The sequence below is a fragment of the Ruegeria sp. B1 genome (assembly GCF_056535885.1).
Map to the genome: position 1 here is coordinate 126,133 of NZ_JBQFJA010000003.1, position 16,426 is coordinate 142,558.

Annotated in this window: 28 protein-coding genes and 2 pseudogenes; 21 read left to right on the plus strand and 9 right to left on the minus strand. The window is 57.4% G+C overall.

Annotated elements, in window-relative coordinates; genetic code table 11:
* Window positions 1-88: 88 nt before the first annotated feature.
* The 8 genes from ACR3ES_RS25575 (at window position 89) to ACR3ES_RS25610 (ending at window position 4,814) form a co-directional block, all read left to right on the plus strand.
* Window positions 89-478 (plus strand): hypothetical protein, encoded by a 390-nt coding sequence (locus ACR3ES_RS25575; RefSeq protein ID WP_480426021.1) that lies wholly within the window; start codon window positions 89-91, stop codon window positions 476-478.
* Window positions 475-666 (plus strand): hypothetical protein, encoded by a 192-nt coding sequence (locus tag ACR3ES_RS25580; protein ID WP_480426020.1) that lies wholly within the window; start codon window positions 475-477, stop codon window positions 664-666. The genes ACR3ES_RS25575 and ACR3ES_RS25580 overlap by 4 nt, the downstream gene beginning before the upstream one ends.
* A 133-nt stretch (window positions 667-799) precedes the next feature.
* On the plus strand, window positions 800-1,129 hold the full coding sequence (locus ACR3ES_RS25585) for a DUF736 domain-containing protein (protein ID WP_480634818.1): 330 nt from the start codon (window positions 800-802) through the stop codon (window positions 1,127-1,129).
* A gap of 74 nt (window positions 1,130-1,203) precedes the next feature.
* Complete coding sequence (locus ACR3ES_RS25590) at window positions 1,204-1,497, plus strand: hypothetical protein (protein ID WP_480426018.1); 294 nt, start codon at window positions 1,204-1,206, stop codon at window positions 1,495-1,497.
* 37 nt (window positions 1,498-1,534) lie between these two features.
* Window positions 1,535-1,681 (plus strand): hypothetical protein, encoded by a 147-nt coding sequence (locus ACR3ES_RS25595; protein ID WP_480458799.1) that lies wholly within the window; start codon window positions 1,535-1,537, stop codon window positions 1,679-1,681.
* A 251-nt stretch (window positions 1,682-1,932) separates the two neighbouring features.
* Window positions 1,933-2,856, plus strand: coding sequence for a DUF2493 domain-containing protein (locus ACR3ES_RS25600; protein WP_480426016.1), 924 nt, complete (start codon window positions 1,933-1,935; stop codon window positions 2,854-2,856).
* Window positions 2,857-2,966: 110 nt separating this feature from the next.
* Entirely contained in the window at window positions 2,967-3,149 is a 183-nt protein-coding gene (locus tag ACR3ES_RS25605) for a hypothetical protein (RefSeq protein ID WP_480426014.1), read from the plus strand.
* 1,326 nt (window positions 3,150-4,475) lie between these two features.
* Complete coding sequence (locus ACR3ES_RS25610; protein WP_480425797.1) at window positions 4,476-4,814, plus strand: hypothetical protein; 339 nt, start codon at window positions 4,476-4,478, stop codon at window positions 4,812-4,814.
* Window positions 4,815-4,933: 119 nt separating this feature from the next.
* Here the strand turns inward: ACR3ES_RS25610 and ACR3ES_RS25615 are convergent, their stop codons facing one another.
* Complete coding sequence (locus ACR3ES_RS25615) at window positions 4,934-5,143, minus strand: hypothetical protein (RefSeq protein WP_480634596.1); 210 nt, start codon at window positions 5,141-5,143, stop codon at window positions 4,934-4,936.
* Here ACR3ES_RS25615 and ACR3ES_RS25620 point away from each other — a divergent pair.
* Window positions 5,087-5,716: a DUF3768 domain-containing protein gene (locus tag ACR3ES_RS25620; RefSeq protein WP_480634824.1), complete on the plus strand. Its 630-nt coding sequence runs from the start codon at window positions 5,087-5,089 to the stop codon at window positions 5,714-5,716. The two genes, ACR3ES_RS25615 and ACR3ES_RS25620, sit on opposite strands and share 57 nt — an antisense overlap.
* Here ACR3ES_RS25620 and ACR3ES_RS25625 read toward each other — a convergent pair.
* Window positions 5,614-6,303: pseudogene (locus ACR3ES_RS25625) on the minus strand (transposase); the annotation flags it as partial. The gene ACR3ES_RS25620 and the pseudogene ACR3ES_RS25625 sit on opposite strands and share 103 nt — an antisense overlap.
* The gene (locus ACR3ES_RS25630) at window positions 6,279-6,581 is read right to left on the minus strand and encodes a hypothetical protein (protein WP_480425597.1); all 303 of its coding nucleotides are present in this window, start codon (window positions 6,579-6,581) and stop codon (window positions 6,279-6,281) included. The pseudogene ACR3ES_RS25625 and the gene ACR3ES_RS25630, both read right to left, overlap by 25 nt.
* Window positions 6,582-6,801: 220 nt before the next feature.
* Between ACR3ES_RS25630 and ACR3ES_RS25635 the strand changes: the two genes are divergently transcribed.
* From ACR3ES_RS25635 to ACR3ES_RS25645, 3 genes are read left to right on the plus strand one after another with little or no spacing between them, the layout of a single operon-like run.
* Window positions 6,802-7,056, plus strand: coding sequence for a hypothetical protein (locus ACR3ES_RS25635; RefSeq protein ID WP_480426013.1), 255 nt, complete (start codon window positions 6,802-6,804; stop codon window positions 7,054-7,056).
* An 8-nt stretch (window positions 7,057-7,064) separates the two neighbouring features.
* A complete protein-coding gene (locus ACR3ES_RS25640) occupies window positions 7,065-7,505 on the plus strand; it encodes a hypothetical protein (protein WP_480425792.1) in 441 nt (146 codons plus the stop codon).
* Window positions 7,502-8,050 (plus strand): hypothetical protein, encoded by a 549-nt coding sequence (locus ACR3ES_RS25645; RefSeq protein ID WP_480426011.1) that lies wholly within the window; start codon window positions 7,502-7,504, stop codon window positions 8,048-8,050. The genes ACR3ES_RS25640 and ACR3ES_RS25645 overlap by 4 nt, the downstream gene beginning before the upstream one ends.
* A 49-nt stretch (window positions 8,051-8,099) precedes the next feature.
* On the opposite strand, the pseudogene ACR3ES_RS25650 reads toward ACR3ES_RS25645, so the two are convergent.
* Window positions 8,100-9,108: pseudogene (locus tag ACR3ES_RS25650) on the minus strand (IS30 family transposase).
* Between the two features lie 52 nt (window positions 9,109-9,160).
* Here ACR3ES_RS25650 and ACR3ES_RS25655 point away from each other — a divergent pair.
* The 6 genes from ACR3ES_RS25655 to ACR3ES_RS25680 all read left to right on the plus strand — a co-directional run bounded on the left by ACR3ES_RS25655 (window position 9,161) and on the right by ACR3ES_RS25680 (window position 11,937).
* The gene (locus tag ACR3ES_RS25655) at window positions 9,161-9,526 is read left to right on the plus strand and encodes a hypothetical protein (protein WP_480426009.1); all 366 of its coding nucleotides are present in this window, start codon (window positions 9,161-9,163) and stop codon (window positions 9,524-9,526) included.
* Entirely contained in the window at window positions 9,523-10,050 is a 528-nt protein-coding gene (locus ACR3ES_RS25660) for a hypothetical protein (RefSeq protein ID WP_480426008.1), read from the plus strand. The genes ACR3ES_RS25655 and ACR3ES_RS25660 overlap by 4 nt, the downstream gene beginning before the upstream one ends.
* A gap of 79 nt (window positions 10,051-10,129) precedes the next feature.
* Window positions 10,130-10,393 carry a type II toxin-antitoxin system prevent-host-death family antitoxin gene (locus ACR3ES_RS25665; protein WP_480426006.1) on the plus strand — a complete coding sequence of 88 codons (264 nt, stop codon included), beginning with the start codon at window positions 10,130-10,132 and terminating at the stop codon, window positions 10,391-10,393.
* A complete protein-coding gene (locus ACR3ES_RS25670) occupies window positions 10,383-10,805 on the plus strand; it encodes a hypothetical protein (protein WP_480426005.1) in 423 nt (140 codons plus the stop codon). Before ACR3ES_RS25665 ends, ACR3ES_RS25670 begins: the two co-directional genes overlap by 11 nt.
* A gap of 47 nt (window positions 10,806-10,852) precedes the next feature.
* Window positions 10,853-11,041: a hypothetical protein gene (locus ACR3ES_RS25675; RefSeq protein WP_480426003.1), complete on the plus strand. Its 189-nt coding sequence runs from the start codon at window positions 10,853-10,855 to the stop codon at window positions 11,039-11,041.
* Between the two features lie 695 nt (window positions 11,042-11,736).
* The gene (locus ACR3ES_RS25680) at window positions 11,737-11,937 is read left to right on the plus strand and encodes a hypothetical protein (protein WP_480426001.1); all 201 of its coding nucleotides are present in this window, start codon (window positions 11,737-11,739) and stop codon (window positions 11,935-11,937) included.
* Window positions 11,938-12,193: 256 nt separating this feature from the next.
* Here ACR3ES_RS25680 and ACR3ES_RS25685 read toward each other — a convergent pair whose 3' ends face one another.
* The 5 genes from ACR3ES_RS25685 to ACR3ES_RS25705 form a co-directional block, all read right to left on the minus strand.
* Entirely contained in the window at window positions 12,194-12,739 is a 546-nt protein-coding gene (locus tag ACR3ES_RS25685; RefSeq protein WP_480425999.1) for a hypothetical protein, read from the minus strand.
* Window positions 12,736-12,903, minus strand: a complete 168-nt coding sequence (locus ACR3ES_RS25690; protein ID WP_480634819.1) for a hypothetical protein — start codon at window positions 12,901-12,903, stop codon at window positions 12,736-12,738. The genes ACR3ES_RS25685 and ACR3ES_RS25690 overlap by 4 nt, the downstream gene beginning before the upstream one ends.
* A 17-nt stretch (window positions 12,904-12,920) precedes the next feature.
* Window positions 12,921-13,403: a ParA family protein gene (locus ACR3ES_RS25695; protein ID WP_480634820.1), complete on the minus strand. Its 483-nt coding sequence runs from the start codon at window positions 13,401-13,403 to the stop codon at window positions 12,921-12,923.
* A gap of 270 nt (window positions 13,404-13,673) precedes the next feature.
* A complete protein-coding gene (locus ACR3ES_RS25700) occupies window positions 13,674-13,922 on the minus strand; it encodes a hypothetical protein (protein ID WP_480425996.1) in 249 nt (82 codons plus the stop codon).
* Entirely contained in the window at window positions 13,919-14,287 is a 369-nt protein-coding gene (locus ACR3ES_RS25705; protein ID WP_480634821.1) for a hypothetical protein, read from the minus strand. The genes ACR3ES_RS25700 and ACR3ES_RS25705 overlap by 4 nt, the downstream gene beginning before the upstream one ends.
* A 686-nt stretch (window positions 14,288-14,973) precedes the next feature.
* Between ACR3ES_RS25705 and ACR3ES_RS25710 the strand changes: the two genes are divergently transcribed.
* The 3 genes from ACR3ES_RS25710 to ACR3ES_RS25720 form a co-directional block, all read left to right on the plus strand.
* Window positions 14,974-15,258, plus strand: a complete 285-nt coding sequence (locus ACR3ES_RS25710) for a MobA/MobL family protein (protein WP_480634822.1) — start codon at window positions 14,974-14,976, stop codon at window positions 15,256-15,258.
* The gene (locus tag ACR3ES_RS25715) at window positions 15,188-16,216 is read left to right on the plus strand and encodes a MobA/MobL family protein (protein ID WP_480634823.1); all 1,029 of its coding nucleotides are present in this window, start codon (window positions 15,188-15,190) and stop codon (window positions 16,214-16,216) included. The genes ACR3ES_RS25710 and ACR3ES_RS25715 overlap by 71 nt, the downstream gene beginning before the upstream one ends.
* Before the next feature lie 13 nt (window positions 16,217-16,229).
* A partial coding sequence (locus ACR3ES_RS25720) for an AAA family ATPase (protein WP_480634825.1) occupies window positions 16,230-16,426 on the plus strand: 197 nt, incomplete at its 3' end.

Consider the following 16,426-nt stretch of genomic DNA (forward strand, 5'->3'; position numbering starts at 1 on the left):
TTGCGCAGCCGAGGACGCGGGAAAAAGGAAAGAAAGCTTCTTTCTCGTGTGTTCCCATCCAGGGTTCGCAATCACATAGGGAAAGAAAATGGCTAACGATAAAACCGTTCACAGCAAAAACCTCGAAGGCAATCTTTGGCGCGACCTGCAGGTTTACTACGACAAGGGTGGCGTCAATTACTGGACTTACGACCAAAAGCCCAAGGGCATTTATTTTGCCAGCCATATCTACCGGTTGAACCAAACAGAGGCAGGAGCCATTCGTAGCTGGTCGACTGGACAGAAAGGGGATGGGTATTTGCTAATCGTACCCCTTGAGCGCTACAGCCGTAAGCAATTGCATCTGGTCCGCGATCGGGTCGAGGCGGATCCCGAGCGGATTCACACAATGCTTGAGCAGGGGAGGGTGACTGAGCTGAAGCAACTGCTGGCAGGCGAAACGCTGACCACCCCAAGCACTGTGGTGGCTGCGCAATGAGCCGCAAGCGATTTTCGGTCACGGCCCATTACATGACGACTTCGGGCAACCACCATAGTTGCCGCATAGAAGTCGAAGCCGACGACATTATCACCGCGCATGACATAGGGATCCAGAAGATAAAAACCGACAAGCGACGCCGCTATGCGGGCAAGATGGATTCCGATTGTGTCGAGCTGCAGGGGTGACCTCTTCCGATGCCGCTGCGAGCAGCCCGTAAAGAAAAAAGAGTGCTTTGTGAATTTGTGTCCTCAACAGGGGGCAAGAAAGCAATCCCGGCCGATCGGCCAAACACCCAATCCCATCACAGGAGAAACGACAATGATTGATGGCAAACTGACCCGCATGGACGCAGACGACGCATTCGCAGGCGAGATCGCCTCGATGGCCTTCGACTTCCCATTCACCATGGTTCCCAACACGCACAAGCGCAAGGACAGCCACCCCGATTACGTGATCGAATCCCTCACGCCGAAGAACCGCGCCATTCGCATTGGTTCGGCTTGGGCGGCCCAAAGTCGCGCCGGAAATGACTACTTTTCGCTGGCACTGAACCTGCAACAGGGCGTGGTGCGCGCGAACGCGGTCAAAGATGAGGAAACCGGCGAAGGCGAATACCGGATCATCCCGCTGATGCCCGTTGCCGCGTGATATCGATCCTCGATCGAGGGCTGCAGGCATTGCGCCTGTAGCTCTCCCAAACTCTTCAACAAGAGGCACGATCAATGTCGAACCCCCTTCTGCCGAAGGTCACCTTTACCTTTCTGTCCGACCCGGGTCACAGCTGGCTTATTGTTGCGCCCCAGTGGATCGGGACCGTCGGGTTGAACCTTGGCTCCTTCAGCCCCTATAGCTACGTCGGTGACGATGGCACCCTCGCACTCGAGGAAGACAGCGATGCGCCTGTTTTCCTGAAGGCCTACGAACGCAACTTCGGGAAGACGTGCAAGATCAACGACGTCTTCGAGCCCCGTGCCCAGGTGCGGGATTGGCAAAATCTGCAGCAGACCGCCGCGTGATCTTCCAAGCAGCTTGTAGCAGACGCTGACACTGTCGGTGTCTGTCTTCTCTCCGGACCCAAAGGCCGGTCTGAGTGTCCTGTTGATCCACGGCACCGCCGGCGCCGCGGCCAACAGGACCGGCGCTGCCGCGCGGGCGGCCGTAAAAACGGCCAGCGCCGGTGACACATCAAGCATCCTGTAACCGAAATCGTTTGCAAATTTGTGCTTCAGGACAAAATTGACTCGCCTGTTAACCCCGGCCCCGCGTGCGCAGGGCCCGGGGGGCGAGACGCAGGCGCTTAACCGGACCAGGGCTATCCAATCGTACACTTTGTGCAATTGGCAGTTGTTCCGCTTTCTCTTTCCGCGGGGGTGTGCTGCCGTTCTGGCAGAGGTCAGCCCGTCAGCACACCCCCGCAACGGCGCGGGCGGAGAGCTTAGGAGAAAACGCGCATGTTGGATAAAGGCACCACCGTATACGACCAGATCGAACTGTTCGGCCTGACCGAAACCGACGATGATCTGCCAATTCCCAATGATGACGAATTGCGCATCGATCTGATGCAACGCACCTTTGACACCTTGTTTGAGGGGATGGCAGGCACCGGCCTGCACCGCGAAATCGAACCCATCGCGCACGGGCTGGCGTCGCTGATCTTTCGCCGCCGCAACGCGATTCAAAAGCAACTGAGCGACACAAGCGACGCCCTGCAAGGTCTTATCCGCGCTGCCGATGGGTCCGAGGTTTTGGAAACCCAACTGGACGAGTTGCAGCGCAAGGCAGACCGCTTTTCCGATCTTTTGGACGCGCTCGACATCATGGCCGAAACCGCCGCCCAGTGTTACGAGGCCCAGACCGGCGCGGCCTTCCTTCCCGCTGCCAATGGTCGAACCTCGCGCTTGGCACACCTGACCGGGACAGTTTTTGAGGCCCACAAATGGCTTGAGGCGCACGAGCGCGAACAGGCAGCACAGTTTGAGATTGAAGGCACCCCCCTAGCCGTCGCTGGGGATCGCGATTGGATGGATCACGAATATGTCTGGTCCACGCTGGACAAAATCCGCGACCGTTTCAAAGAGTCTTTCGCGTCCGAACTCATCCTGTACCACAAGGCAGACAAAAAAGGCGTGGACGCCATCGCCGCCGCGTGGGCGCGCAATCGCAACGTGCCTCAAGTGACATTCCAGCCCAATTGGCGCGCGTTCGGCAAAAGCGCAGGCTTTAAAGCCATCGACCAAATGCTCGACACCCCCAAGCCCCTCGGCGGCGTCGTCATCTTTGGAAAAACCGGCATCGCCCTGAACTTGGCCGACAAGGCCGAACGCAAAGGCATCAAGGCAATGCGCGTTGACCCGCCCGCAAAACCGAAGTCCTGAGCCCTCACCGGGCGGGGCCATTGCCCCGCCCGGGCCAAAGCAAAATCTGGCAATCCATCCCAAAACACCCTATCTTTGATTGAGAGAACAAACCAATGAGCGACCTAGATATGACAGCAGCGGAACAGGCACTTGCAGACGATAAAATGCGCGCTGAAATCGCCAAGCTGATTGCCGAATCTGCAAAGATCAACGCCGAAGCGCGTTGGTATCCCATTGCGGTGGGCACTGGCTTCGCAGGCGTGCTGTTGACTGCTGGTGTTGCAATGGCAAAGCTGTTTTTCGGCGTATAACCCAGAACTCCCCTGTGACTGGCCCTGCATTGCGCAGGGTTTTTTTTGACGTAACGCGGGTCGGGCGGCGGGAAAGGTAGTCCTGTAGCTGAGCGGGGCAGAGCGCCCCGCACCGCCAACAGGACGGGTCGCTTCGCTCTGAGCGCACGCAAAGCGCCCGCGCCCGCGAGTTACCCACAGACAAGTCGCTCTCTGCTTGAGGAGTTCGCTTTGTTGTCTGCTGCGGTCGTCGAGATTACACCGCTTCCGGCAAAACGCCGAAAGCGCCTTCTCCCAGGGTCGAAATCTCAACCACTGGATAACTCGCGGCCGGCGCAAACCACGACGCTTTCACCCACATTTCAAACCCATTCCAGATCCCGGCCGGGTAGGGGTGTCCCGCGCCAACCCGGCCCCTTCAGGTCCGAATTGTCGCAGGACCGGCGCTGCCGCGCGGGCCGCGGTTCCCAGGGGAACCGCGTATCCTTCGTGTCGGTGGTGGGAAACTTTCTCCAATATTGCGCCAGTTTGGTTCCATTAGCGATCTGAAATTCAACGGGAATCTTGTGACGGGTGGTGGCGTTTTCTTGTCCTATGAGGTTTAGAGTAATATCGGCAAATCCCGAGCCTGCAGCTCGGGACCGCGTGCTACTCGGCCGCCGGCTGCGCCGACGTCCTCCCCGAACCAATCACGCCCTGTCTCCCTGCGGCCCACGTGCGCCGAAACCTGTCTCCACGGAGCCAGCTTTCAACGCGGCCGCATGGTCGCCCGAACATGCTTGTTTCGGCCCAGAGGGTAACGCCCACTTGTGCTACCGGCTTTGGAGATCCGTGCGAGGCGCACGGCTCACATTGATTTTTGGACTGTGCAGGGCACACGGGCACGCCCGCTTAGCCCCGCCCAGGCATTATCATGGTTGGCGATAGCAGACCGCTGGGGCGGTCTGCTGCGCTTGTTTTCCCGGCGTCAGGGGGCCGAAAATCTCTCGTATCTGATGCGCTCGTGCTGGAAGGCGCAAAAAGAGGCCCGCGCCCTGGCGCGGATCACATCTTCTTTTTTGTGCGCCTCAAGCAGAATTTCCGAAAATCCCGGTTCCTCCCGCGCGCAAGCGCGCGGGTCCCTCCCAAATTTGCCCGATTTCAGCCTGACCACCCCGCCCGGATCAGCTCCGGATTTTTTCCATCGGCCCCCCTCCTTGCGGGGAAAAACGCAGAAGGGGTGCGGGTGGCTGACGTTGGTCCAGCAGGGCGTTTCCTTGCCCTGCTGTGATCGTAACGAAGCAAAAGCGGATAGGTCGGGCGCGCGCTGAACCCGAGTAGACGAATGAAGGGCAAGGAGACAGGAAGATGACGAGGATTTTTTGCGACAATCCGGGAGCGTGCATTGAACCGGATGGGTATGAACTGGACAACGATAGCTGGGAAACCGATTGCCCGGATTGCGGTAAAACAGCTCGCCATCATCATTGGGAAGAGGTCGAAGGCGGAAGCATCAATCAGTATTTCACAATCCGGTGTGAACATTGCGGTCACATCAGCGGCAATGGCCTTGATGCCGATGAGATCGAGTTTGCCCGGTGCCCCTTCGATGTGATCACCGGGGAATTTGAAATGCGTATGGTATGTCTCATGGATGATGTGTTCCGCCGCCTTGATGCCGTTCCCACACGGGTCTGCGGTCGCTGAGAACAGCCATCGCATCCAAAGGAAAAGCAGGCTGAAGGTCAGGGTGTCACTACGGAGATGGAAACATGCCAAACACACCACCCCCGGGAATCGAAACCAACCGCAAACTGCAGGCCAAGTTAATCGCCGCCCAGAATGACCAGTTTCGCCGTGCCCTCATCAATCGCGGTATTCGACGCAAGTGCTATGACGAAGGCATCACCGGCAATCTTGTCTTGTCGCAAAACGTTGAGGCGCGGAGCGCGGAGTTTGTGCGTGCCGCGATAGAGGCCGTGTCCACGTTTTCGACCTTCGACAAAATCAAGGATCCCTACCGCGATCATAGCCATGGAGTGATCAAAATCGAAGGGTGCACACTGTTCTGGAAGATTGATCTGCATGAGGAAATTACATTTTCAAGGCCTTTTCTTTCTTTGCATCGCTGGTTTGGCTCCTCGAATATGCTCACTCCAGTGGCATCGACTTGCATACGGTGGGCGTGTTGCCCGAACCAAATTTCCGTTCACGTTCCCGGAATGGAGCCGCCTTGGTTGGGACCAAACTTCTACAGGGTTTGTGAAGACCATCAATCTTCTCGGTCACTCAACCATCCGGCGTTGCGCGTTATTCTGAAGTTTTGGTATCCCGTTTTACACCTCCGCCTTCAGAACCGCGCCAGACGGGACAAGTCCCGTTTCCACGTATCGCCACAAAGCCACGATGAGCTTGCGGGCAAGAGCCACGATGGCAACTTTCTTCTCATTCCCGGGCGCTCGGCGGTGTATTTCCGGAACCAGCGCGCAAGGGCACTTTGTGGTTGGTACCGCAGCCAGCACCACGCCAGTTCGATCCCGAGGGTTCGGGCCGGTCGGTTTCCGGCTTTGCTGATGCCCTGGCTTCGCTCCACGTCGCCGCTGGAATAGGGGCTGGGCGTCAGGCCGAGGTAAGACGACAGGTGTCGCCTGTTCTTGAACTCCCGGCCAAACACTTCGGCAGACAGAAGCATCGCGCTGTGCCGTCCAACGCCACGCAGCCCTTCGAGCAGCACGGCCTTTTCGTGTTCCGGGAACTGTTCAGATTCAGTCGCAAGGGCTTCGTCGCGTTCCTCTGCCAGAGCCTTGATCATGTGGTTCGCCAGCTCCAAGCGTTCGAAGGAACGGACGACCTCGCGCATCAGCTGAGGTGGGAAAGGACGGCCATCAGCAGTCTCGAGGCCTTCCAGTCTCTTGCGCCATGTCACCATCGCCGGATTGATGTGCCGAACGCCTTGAAGGGCGAGCAGGGCACGAATGCGATTGATGTGGCCAGTGCGTTCGCTCATCAACCTTTTGCGTTCTCTGTGGAAGCGCTTGGCATCTTCTTCGGCAACGGTTGGAACACGCACCGTGCGGAACGCCTTTCGATCACCGGAGGAATAGTTCTTCAGCAGAACGACCATGCCTTCGGCGTCGACGCGATCTGTTTTGACCCTGCGGGCTTTACGGTTCACGAGGAAGCTCGTGGGATCCACGACCAGCGTCTCGATCCCTTCGTTGGACAGAAGCCGCTGAAGCCAAAACCATCGTACCCGGTCTCAAAGCAAACGACAGGTCGTTGATCCGCTCCGCAAAGCTCCGTCGCCTCCGCAACAGTCGTTCGAACCAGATCGATCAGTCCCGGCGTATCAAACCCGTCCAGGCGCACAGATTTGATCTTGGCCAAGTGCGGCGCATCAAGCGCCACAAGCCATTTCGATTTGCTCAGATCAATGGCGACAAAGCAGGTCGCAGCAATAGTAGGCGTCATCATCTTGGAAATCTCCACTCCTTAGATTTTGCGCCAAACCTATCCGGTCAGCGCGACCTCCTGCATGGAAACTTCTACGACCTCTATCTCGATCGCGGATCTGAATGTCCCTACGACCCCTCTGTCACTGAGCGCATTCTCACTGTTTTTGAACCCATCGAATACTGAAACCCGACCGGAGCGAAAGCCCCGTGAACCGACACGGTACGACAGGAGACACCCAATGGCATTCCAAAACGACACCCTGCGCGCTCCCACCGATGGCGGTGCTGCACATTGCAAGGGCTTCCTGCTCGAGGACAATCCTTTTCAGAGTGGTCGGGTTGACGACCGTTTGGCCGCAGACTGGGTTCGGGACTGGGAGGCTCGCCATCGGTTCGCGCTCGACAACGGGATGCATGCAGAAGTCGGGCGAGTGGCCTGTCTTCAGCATCTCCGCAATAGTCGCACCCGCTGGCAGGGAGGGATCGAGCCATGAGGTTCAAGATGTGGCCCCGTTTTGCCTTCGAAGACACACCCCGCAAGCGTGCCGCCTTGCGCCGCAAACAGCAGAAGGAACGCGAGGCTTTTCCATTACTGGCCAATCAGATCGCAGAGCAGCAACCCAGTGAAGATGAGGTTATGTTCAAACGCGCAGTGGATTGGGAGCGGCAAGAGAAACGCAGCCGGAAACAACGTGCCGATAAATGGCGTGAGGCAAGGTGTCTCATAGCCGCGTATTCTTCTAATGAAGCTGCCGCACTGCGCCATGCATGGAACTGTGCGCCGTACCCCGCCGATCCGGTCTACCTGCTGGGTTTTCTTCATAGGTATTCCATTGGGCGCTTCACCCTTGATACCTTGCCCTTTGATCTCGTTCCGTCAGATCCGCATGGCCACCGTAAGCACCAATCCGAAATATCCGTTCTAAAAGGTCCGATGACATGACTGCAAAATCCACGGCACTTTCAAGGAAGGCCACGCGCATCTGGAAATCGGCCCAGCTCTATGTCGGGTTTCACCGCGACCAGAAGGGCAAGAAGCGCGACTCCGCCAAGGTTTGGCCGCCGAAGAATGCAAATGCAACGATCCATCCAAACCCGGCCGAGCAGGAGGCTTTTGTTGTTCTGAAATCAAGCGGCAACAGTTTGTCGGGCGATGTTCAGGTCAAGTTCCGGTCTGACAAGATCATCGCGCGGCGGGACACCGATGACGGTTGGCTGGGTGTGCAGATCGAGCCGATGGCCGTTGTTGTACAGATCGCAGACGGGACGCGGATCAAGGTTTGGTATGATGGCTCTGTGACACGCGCGACGGCAGAGGATCGCACCACAATCGAACTTGATGGATCCGTGTTCAAGCGTACCGAGTTCGCGCAGGCCTACATGTCTGGGGACGGTACAGAAATGGGTACCGAAACCGCCACGCACAATGCTTCAATTACAGAAAGCGGAGTGCAATCCTCGCTCGACGATGACTGGCAGCCGGAGTGAGGGATTTTGGTGTGAACTCATGTTGAAGTGCAGTTCTTGATATGTCCTTTTATTCCAAACGGTTCTGGATCTCCATCAGCTTGGCTTCGAAGACTTCTGCAGGCGTTTGGTAGCCGAGGCACTTGCGGGGTCGAATTGAGGCGCTGACAAATCGACCTCAAATATCGATTTGTCAGCGCCGTCGGTTCGGTTGAGCGAGGCAGATACTTCCGCAGCCTGTTGTTCGTGTTCTCGACCGTTCCTTTCTGATACGGCGCTTGTGGATCGCAGAACCAGGCATCCGCGCCGATCCCGGCCCTGAGGTGCCTCCAGGCCGAGAACTCGGTGCCACGGTCGAAGGTGATCGACTGACGTGCATCGGCGGGCAGGGGAGCCAGCCCCTGGATCAGCGCTTCCATGATCGGCTTGGACTGGCGATCCTCATTGCGCATCACGACAGCATAGCGACTGACGCGTTCGACCAGAGACGTCACATTGACTTTCCCATACTCCTTGCGAAACATCATCAGATCACATTCCCAGTGGCCGAACTCAGTGCGGTCCGCGATGCGCTCGGGCCTGTGAGACAGGCTCTGCGTGTCAAAGATGTGGGTCCGGTTGTACCTGCGATAGCCACGTGGCCGGCGGCGTTTGCGATGCTCAGGGAGATGGCGGTAAAACTGTTCCTCGCGGCCATCCTTGGAATAGGCGAACCGATAGATCGTCTCGTGACTCACACGGATCGGATGGCGTTCAAGCCGCATCCGGCCTGCGATCTGTTCGGGCGACCATCCAGCCTTGAGTCGATCTTCGATGGCTTCCTTGAGGTCTGGATGCACGATCATCTTGCGATGGATCGCGCGGCGCGCCTCGTATTTGTCCTGAGCGACAACCGCGTGATATCCGTTGAGTTCTGGGATCTCAGTATCTGTGTATCGGTTCCGTTTGATGTCTCGGTAGATCGTAGAGGGGTTACGACCCAACCGATCGGCTATCTCAGCGACCGGCATTTTTGCTTCCAGCCACTTTGCGAGCTTACGTCGTTCGCCCAGTTTCAGGTGACAGTAGCGGCTTCCCATTCTTCATACTCCATGCAACTCTCTGTTTTAGTACAGAATTTGCACTTCGTTTGTGAATCCACCGATCGACGAGAACCCGGACGATAAAGAAGTGTTCATTCGCCTCAAGAGCACCAAGGGCGCGGATGCCGAGGATGTACATATCGCTTTGCGCTCTGATTTCATCGGTCTTCTTCGGGAAAACGCGACCGGTTGGAAAACTGTCCTTGTTCATGAGCGTGACGTTCGGGTCATGATGGCCGATGGAACGATGATCCGCATCGACCTTTTTGGTTCCGTAGTGCGCTGCTCCGAGGATGGTGAAACCGAGGTCAGCCATCTGGCTGAGGTCCGCAAGTGGACCGGCGATCAGCTGACGTACATGTCGCCTTGGGGAGATGATTTTGGAGTAATCAATACCGAGCGAGGCGGTCAATGAAAGGGCTTTTGGCGGCGGCGTCTCTGATGGCAATGACCGAAGCTGACTGGATGGCGGAAGATGCACGTCTCTCTCTTGCTCAGGAAATTGAGCAAGAATCTGAAACGTTGATGATCCAAGGCGGCAATCATGACGCGCTTCCCGAGCGACGCTCAAGAAGCTACATCGAGGTCGCCGGTTGTGATCTCACAGCCTTGATCGAAGAAGATGGAGCTGATGGCCAAAGGGTCCGCGGTTTGACGTTCGACCTGGCTCGGACGGTCCTGCCAGATTCCGAAGATCCCAACAGCGCAAAATGGGGTGTTGTCGATCTGGGCGAAGGTGGAAGGCTCGGCGAGATATTCTTCGAGTTCACCCCGCCTTACACCCCGACGCCGCATGGGTTCTACTATGTTGACGCACCGCACAAGCCCACCTCTTGGCACTATTTCACCTTGAGAGAGCTGGTCGACGGCGCGCAACCTTACCGTCTGCTCGTTTTGCTCACGCGCTATCAGGATAGCTACTGCAGCTTCACGAGATAAAGTAAAAGTTGGCTATTCCTTCATTGACCGGCTAGCGTAAAATACGTATTATACGTAATATAGCTAAATTGGGGTTTCCATGTCTGGCCTTAAGATTATCGAAGAGTTTCCTAAGACGTCCATCAATCGCCGGGCTGGTGATGTATGGGCCGCAGCTGCGCGAGGGCCAGTTAGTCTGTCTGACCATGGCACATCGCGCTTTGTTGTCATGAGCCGGGAGCAGTTTGACGCTCTTGTTGATCGATCCGACCCGCGTGTTGCTCGCGCAACGGCTGATATCCCTGCGGATGAAGCGGCGCGACTGACTTCTATACTGAAGGACGTCATCGAAGATGAAGAATAAACCGGCCATCGGCGACGTTTGGGAGTATCCTTACCTGTGGAAGTGGCAGGCTGAACTCGGTGAAGACAGCGGTCGCAAGCCGCGCCCCACCCTGCTGGCCGCGGTTGTCCCAGTGAGCAATGAGACGACCGATCTCTATCTGATCCCGATTACAGGGACTCTGCCCGGTGCTGACCGGGATGCGCTCGAGATTCCTGCGACCGAGGTTCGTCGGGCGGGCCTCTCCGAATACAAACGCTTGTGGATTATCTTTGACGAGCACAATCTCGATGTTCTCGAGCAGTCGTTTTATTTTGAGCAGAACGCGCAGGTCGGGTCATTCTCAAGGGCGTTCATCAAGGTAATCGCCAAGCGGTTCATGTCCGCCTACCTGAGTGAAAGTGCAAATGGCAGTGTGGACCGGAAGGAGTGACCCCTGATAACAAGGGTTAACCGACCAATTGAGCAGAAAAGCCACCTATGCAGATATTCTTCAAGTCAACCATCTCCGTCTTGCTTGCCGTCGTTTTTGTTGTGGCGGCTCTACGCATTGTCCCTGAAACTGTTTGGGACAGTGATGATGGCGTGTTTATTGGAGTAACTGTAGGATTGCTTTGCGGGCTGCTGGTCAGGCTCTTCGACTTCCTGCTTAAAAAATATGATAACTAACTGAAGTCTTCGGGTGAGCCGATACCCCGCGTTGTTTGCGCCCTTAGTTCAGTGTGCTGACACATGATATGGGCAAATCCCGAACCAATCACGACCGCTTTTGCTATCGGCTATTGAACCGGTGGTGTGTGTTGAGAGTACGGGAGGGGGGCGCGCCATTCGCGCAAGCGCGAACTGATTGCATCAGACTGCTTGTCGGTAGCGCCGAATATCTACCACTTGTTGGGCGGCTTTGCGCGGGTGGGGTGTTACCTTGATCTGTGCCATCGCAGCTCAGAGCCGGACAACCCGGCCGGTCGGACACAACCCCTACGATTACGTCGCGACATTTCGAGAGCGCATTTGGTCCGGCCCGATCAACTGGGCAGATCGCCCCTTTCAATTAGAACCCACAACCGTTGCAGGTCCGGCCAGTCGCATCCTTTGCACGTTGCGCCAGTCGGATCCCGTATAAGATCGTGCCCGGCTGTTAACCTGGCCCGCGCCGGGCGCGACCCAGGGCCGGGCGGCCCACCCCCACACGGTCTTGTCATTATCCCACACCGGTAAAGGACTTCGCGCCGCGCAAGCGCGTCGCTCGCACGCCGCCTTCAGCGGTCCTTGACTCGGCGTGTCCAAATGCCCGCGACCGTGCAGGGCGGGCGAGTTCGCTTTGCTTTCAGACGGTTTTCAACCTATATTCAAAGGAGATCATCATGAGCATGAACGACATGACCGAAGCCGAAGTCAAACTGCAGGACGACAAGATGCGCGCCGAGATCGCAAATCTCAACGCGTTGACAGCGAAGCTCGTCGCAGAGACCATCAAGCTCAATACTGAAAATCGTTGGTATCTCTTGATTGTTGGTGCCGCGTTCTTCGCTGGTGCAGCAGCGTTCACTAAGCTCTTCCTGTGACAGTTAGCGGCCCCTCGGGGCCGCTTTCTGCGTTTCCGCATGATTTTGGGCAGATCGCCTGTTTTATAACAATCGAAAAGATCTGCGGTGCGAGTGCACCGCGCGACCGGTGCGCAGCCAATGGCTGCGCAGTCGCCGAGGGTGCCCCTTCGAAACCCCGGTTCGGAAATATTGGAGAGCCGAAATTTCCTCCGGAAGATTTCGGGTCAGACTTTCATAGGTTGGGTGCCGGTGCCGCTTTGGCGGCCCCAATTGCCTAGAAACGCCGGAATGTGTCGAGAGGGTTTTCTTCAGATGCTACGTAGCCGCTTTGACGGGGAGCGGCTGAAACCGACCCTGCTGCTGCCGCATCTGTGGTCCGCTTGTTTGACGGCTTTGGCCGCAACAGGCGCATGACGCTGCCAAGCGCAAGAATCCCAGCCGAGACGCTCAATAGCCAAGGCAACAGCCAATCGGATATTGTCACGCCCGCAATCAACCACGTTGCCAGCCCGGAGGCCGTCAGCAACTCGTATTGCGGCCCGCTGGCCTGCATCATAAGACCGCCCTTGATGTTCACAGTGGGCCAGTATTGGAACAGCACCAAAGCGGTGAGCAGGCCCAGAGCATCGCGCGTGCCGTCAAACGGTGACCAGACGAGACAGCAGGTTATGGCTTCAACGCTCCAAAAAAGAGCGAAGACGATCACCAGAAGGTAGGCCAGTTGAGGCAGCCCGAGCGAAGTCTGAACTGCGGCGACCGCTGAGATCGCGACCGTCCAGAGGATCGCTGGACGCAGGATCGCGGAGAGCAGGCCCTTCATGCGGCATGTGCTGCGCCGTAGATCGTGGCCAGCCCTTGCAGAAGTGCTTGCGCATTTTGATGCGCCGAAGTCAGCGCAGGTGCCGGGGGCAAATCCTGCAACAGACACCCTTCGCTGAATATCTGGCGGTAGGCGTCTTTTTCCAACACCGGTGGATCCAGCACCGGGAAGCCTTGGGCTGTCAGCTGATCGCCAATGCCCTTTGAGTTCGCGACCTGATCGCGGCCGGAACCCGCGTCGGAACAATCACGTTTGGTCGAGCCCGGCCGGTTCGGGTTTCCAGCTTGGTGAGAAAGGTCCTGACCTTGGTCGCCTCGTTCAGATCGAGGGCGGAATACTGCATCGGGATCAGAACGAGATCGGCCAGTTGCGCAGCCAGCGCCGATCGCGCGTTTTCCGTGCCTTCCGTATCCAGCAAAACGAACTCCGCCTGCCCGGACGCATTCTCGATGTTGCTCTCCAATTCGGAGCCTTCCGGATCGGTGTCAACGATGACCGGGATCCGTTTCGCCAGGTCCGACCGGTTCACCCAGTTGAGCAGCGGCGTGTTCGGATCGCCATCGATAAGCGCGACGGTTCCGCCAAGTCTCACTATCTCTCCGGCGAGGATCGCGATGAGTGTTGTTTTCCTGCACCGCCCTTGGTGCTGGCAGTGGCCAGACATGTGCGCTCAAAGTTCGCTTCCTTTGTTATCGCCCCGTGTCTTTGTCAACGCATGGGCGGGTTAATGCGGTGCGATTGCACCGCGCGACCGGTGCGCAGCCAATGGCTGCGCAGTCGCCGAGGGGGTGCCCCCCTTCGAAACCCCCGGTTCGGGGATATTGGAGAGCCGAAATTTCCTCCGGAAGATTTCGGGCCAGACTTTCGGAGGTTGGGTGCCGGGGCCGCTTTGGCGGCCCCAATTGCTGAGAAACGTCGGAAAGCGGTCGCATTGTCAAAGTGTGCTTCCTTCTTGATCGCCCCTCGAATTGGCCAAAGCCTTGGCTGCTTCGCGCATGGTTCGGTTCATGGTCCAATCATTGGCGAGCGCAATGTCATAGAGGTAGGCTTTGATGTCGCCGTCGATGCGATGGTTGAACGGTTCCGTGTAAGACTTCCTGCGCCCCTTTAGTGAGCGAACCGGTGAAGGTCGTTTCTCTGGCTTGGCTTTCGCATCACGCGCAGCGGTTTCTTTTTTCGTCACAGTCCTGCCCCTTTCTTATCGCCCCGTGCTTTCGCCAGTGTCCGCGCGGCTTCGCGCAAGGTTCGGTTCATGGTCCAGCCGGTTTCCCGGGCAGTATCATACAGGAAGTTGATCACGTCTATATCAACGCGCTGGTTGAACGACGCGGTATTGGCGACAGTTCCGGTTTCCGGAGACGCCGAACCGTTGGGGGCGTGTTGGGTTTCTTCGATGCCGAAGCAGGTTTCGGATCGGGTTGATCGTCGGATATGGAGGCAGACCGTTCCCTGCCCGGTTTCTCTTTCTGAGTGCTCCGAAGATTGTCGAGTGCATTTTCGAACGCGCCGGGTTGCCCTGCCATGTCTTAACCTTTCGTCAACTGTCAATCACTGTGCCAATCTTTGCAATGTTTTCAAGTGTCATGCAAGGCAAGAGAGTTACTACAAGCTGAGGCTTGGGGACACTTGTTACCACGCTAAAGCAAGTTATGCAGTGATATAATGATGCTTCACATTTATTGCCATGGCAATAAATGGCTACGCATGTCCGTTTGGTCGAGGGCGAGAGAGCTTGCGAGCTGCAGAGTGCGCCGTAAAGGGCTTAACAGGGGTCCGCGGCTCCTATCCCTGCCAAAATACAGAAACCGCGCTCAGCGGCCCGGATATCGCGCCTGTGGCTATTTCTGCAGGTCGCCCTTGCCCGCCAGGTTTGCCATAGGCGCTGGCGTTCCAAGTATGTGGCTGTCGTTCCGGCCGGGACAGCCAGCGCGTCAGCGCTGAAAGCCCTGCCGGCGGATGGCTACAAGCGCGACGGGACAGGTTGATGTCCTGCCTGAACGGTCTTGCGCCATGATCGCCCTGCTGGCGTCTTGCGATGCCGGTCGATTTGAGCGGTTCGCTGTCGATTTCGCCTTTGGCACTTCGTGGCAAAACTGGCGTTTACCACGAGAACAGGGCTCTGGGTTGGCACGAAGCCTGTGACAGGGAGCCATCCGAACTGATTTATAGAAAATTAGCGTAGGCGTGCTTATACACGACTTTGCAAGTCGTGTAGACGGTGATAGAATGCACCCATGGCGATTTATCACTTCCGAGTCGGGATTGCCTCTCGTGGAAGAGGTTCAGGTGCTGTCGCCAGCGCCGCCTATCGTCATGGGGCAAAGATGAAAGACATCACAACCGGGCGGACTTACGACTATAGTGGAAAGGATGAAGTTACTCACACCGAAATCACCCTGCCCAAGGACGCACCTGATTGGGCAAAACAGCGGTATCAGACCTTTGCGGGTGATCGTCCCGAAGCCCAGGCCGAGGTGGCAAAGCCTCCTGCGGCTCTGGGAAGACCTGACCCTCTATGAAGCCAACAGTAAAAATTCGCGTCGCGATATGGCGCAACTGGCGCGTAAAATCACGATCTCTCTACCCATTGAACTGAGCCACGAACAGAATGTGAAACTGGCCCGTGGCTTCATGGAACGCAGCTTTGCAGCGCGGGGCATGGTGGCGGATTGGGTCATTCACTCAGCGGATGGAAACCCCCATTTGCACGTGATGCTGAGCCTGCGGGATCTGGGAGCCGAGGGTTGGGGGAACAAAAACCGGTCCTGGAATGCGAAGTCTTTGCTGCGCGGCTGGCGAATGGAATGGGCGAATGAAGCCAATCTGGCGCTGGAACAAGCCGGATTTTCTGCTCGGATTGATCACCGCACGCTGAAGGAACAGGGCATCCAGCTCGAGCCGGAGACCCATAATCCGTATGTGGCAGAGCACGCGGAAGCGGCCGGAGAAGTGGCGCGGGAGAAGGAACGAACCGCCCAGGTGCGTCGGGATAACGCGGATTACCTCCGCGGAAATCCCGAGCATATCCTCACCGTGGTGTCCGCGCGGGCTACGGTTTTTACCGAAGAGGATGTCAGGAGCGAGTTTAAAAAGCGTCTCGGGGGTTTGGATGAGGCGGAACTTCATGACCTCATGGGGCGGGCTTTTGCGTCACCCGAATTGGTTCGGGTGCCTGAAGAGGTGGCAGGTGCGCCGGTTCTGACCACCCGGGCGCGGCTTCATACGGAGCGGGAACTGATTCTGAACGCCGTCGAAATGGCTGGCGAACAGCTTGACGTGGACGGTTCTGAAGGACTCGACCTGCTGTCAGAGAACCAGCGTGAGAGCCAGCGTCGGGGTGCTGAGGCGATGCTGAGCGCGGTTCGTCTGACGCTGCTCACGGGTTATGCCGGTACAGGTAAGACCTTCACTATTGCCGAGGCGGTGAAGGTCTGGCGCGCGCGGCTACGAGGTTCTGGGCGGTGCGGCCTCGGGTAAGGCGACGCAGGAACTGGCGGGTATTCGCGGTCTGGACGCGGCCAGTTTGGCGGCGTGGGAGTCGCGTTGGGCGCGGGACATGCTGCCCGTTCAGGGCAAGTTCGTCTTCTTCATGGATGAGGACGGCATGGTCGGCGGCGATACCTGGGCGCGCATCCAGAAACGCATTTCCGAGATGGGTGGTAAGCTGATCGCAGTGGGTGACCCGGA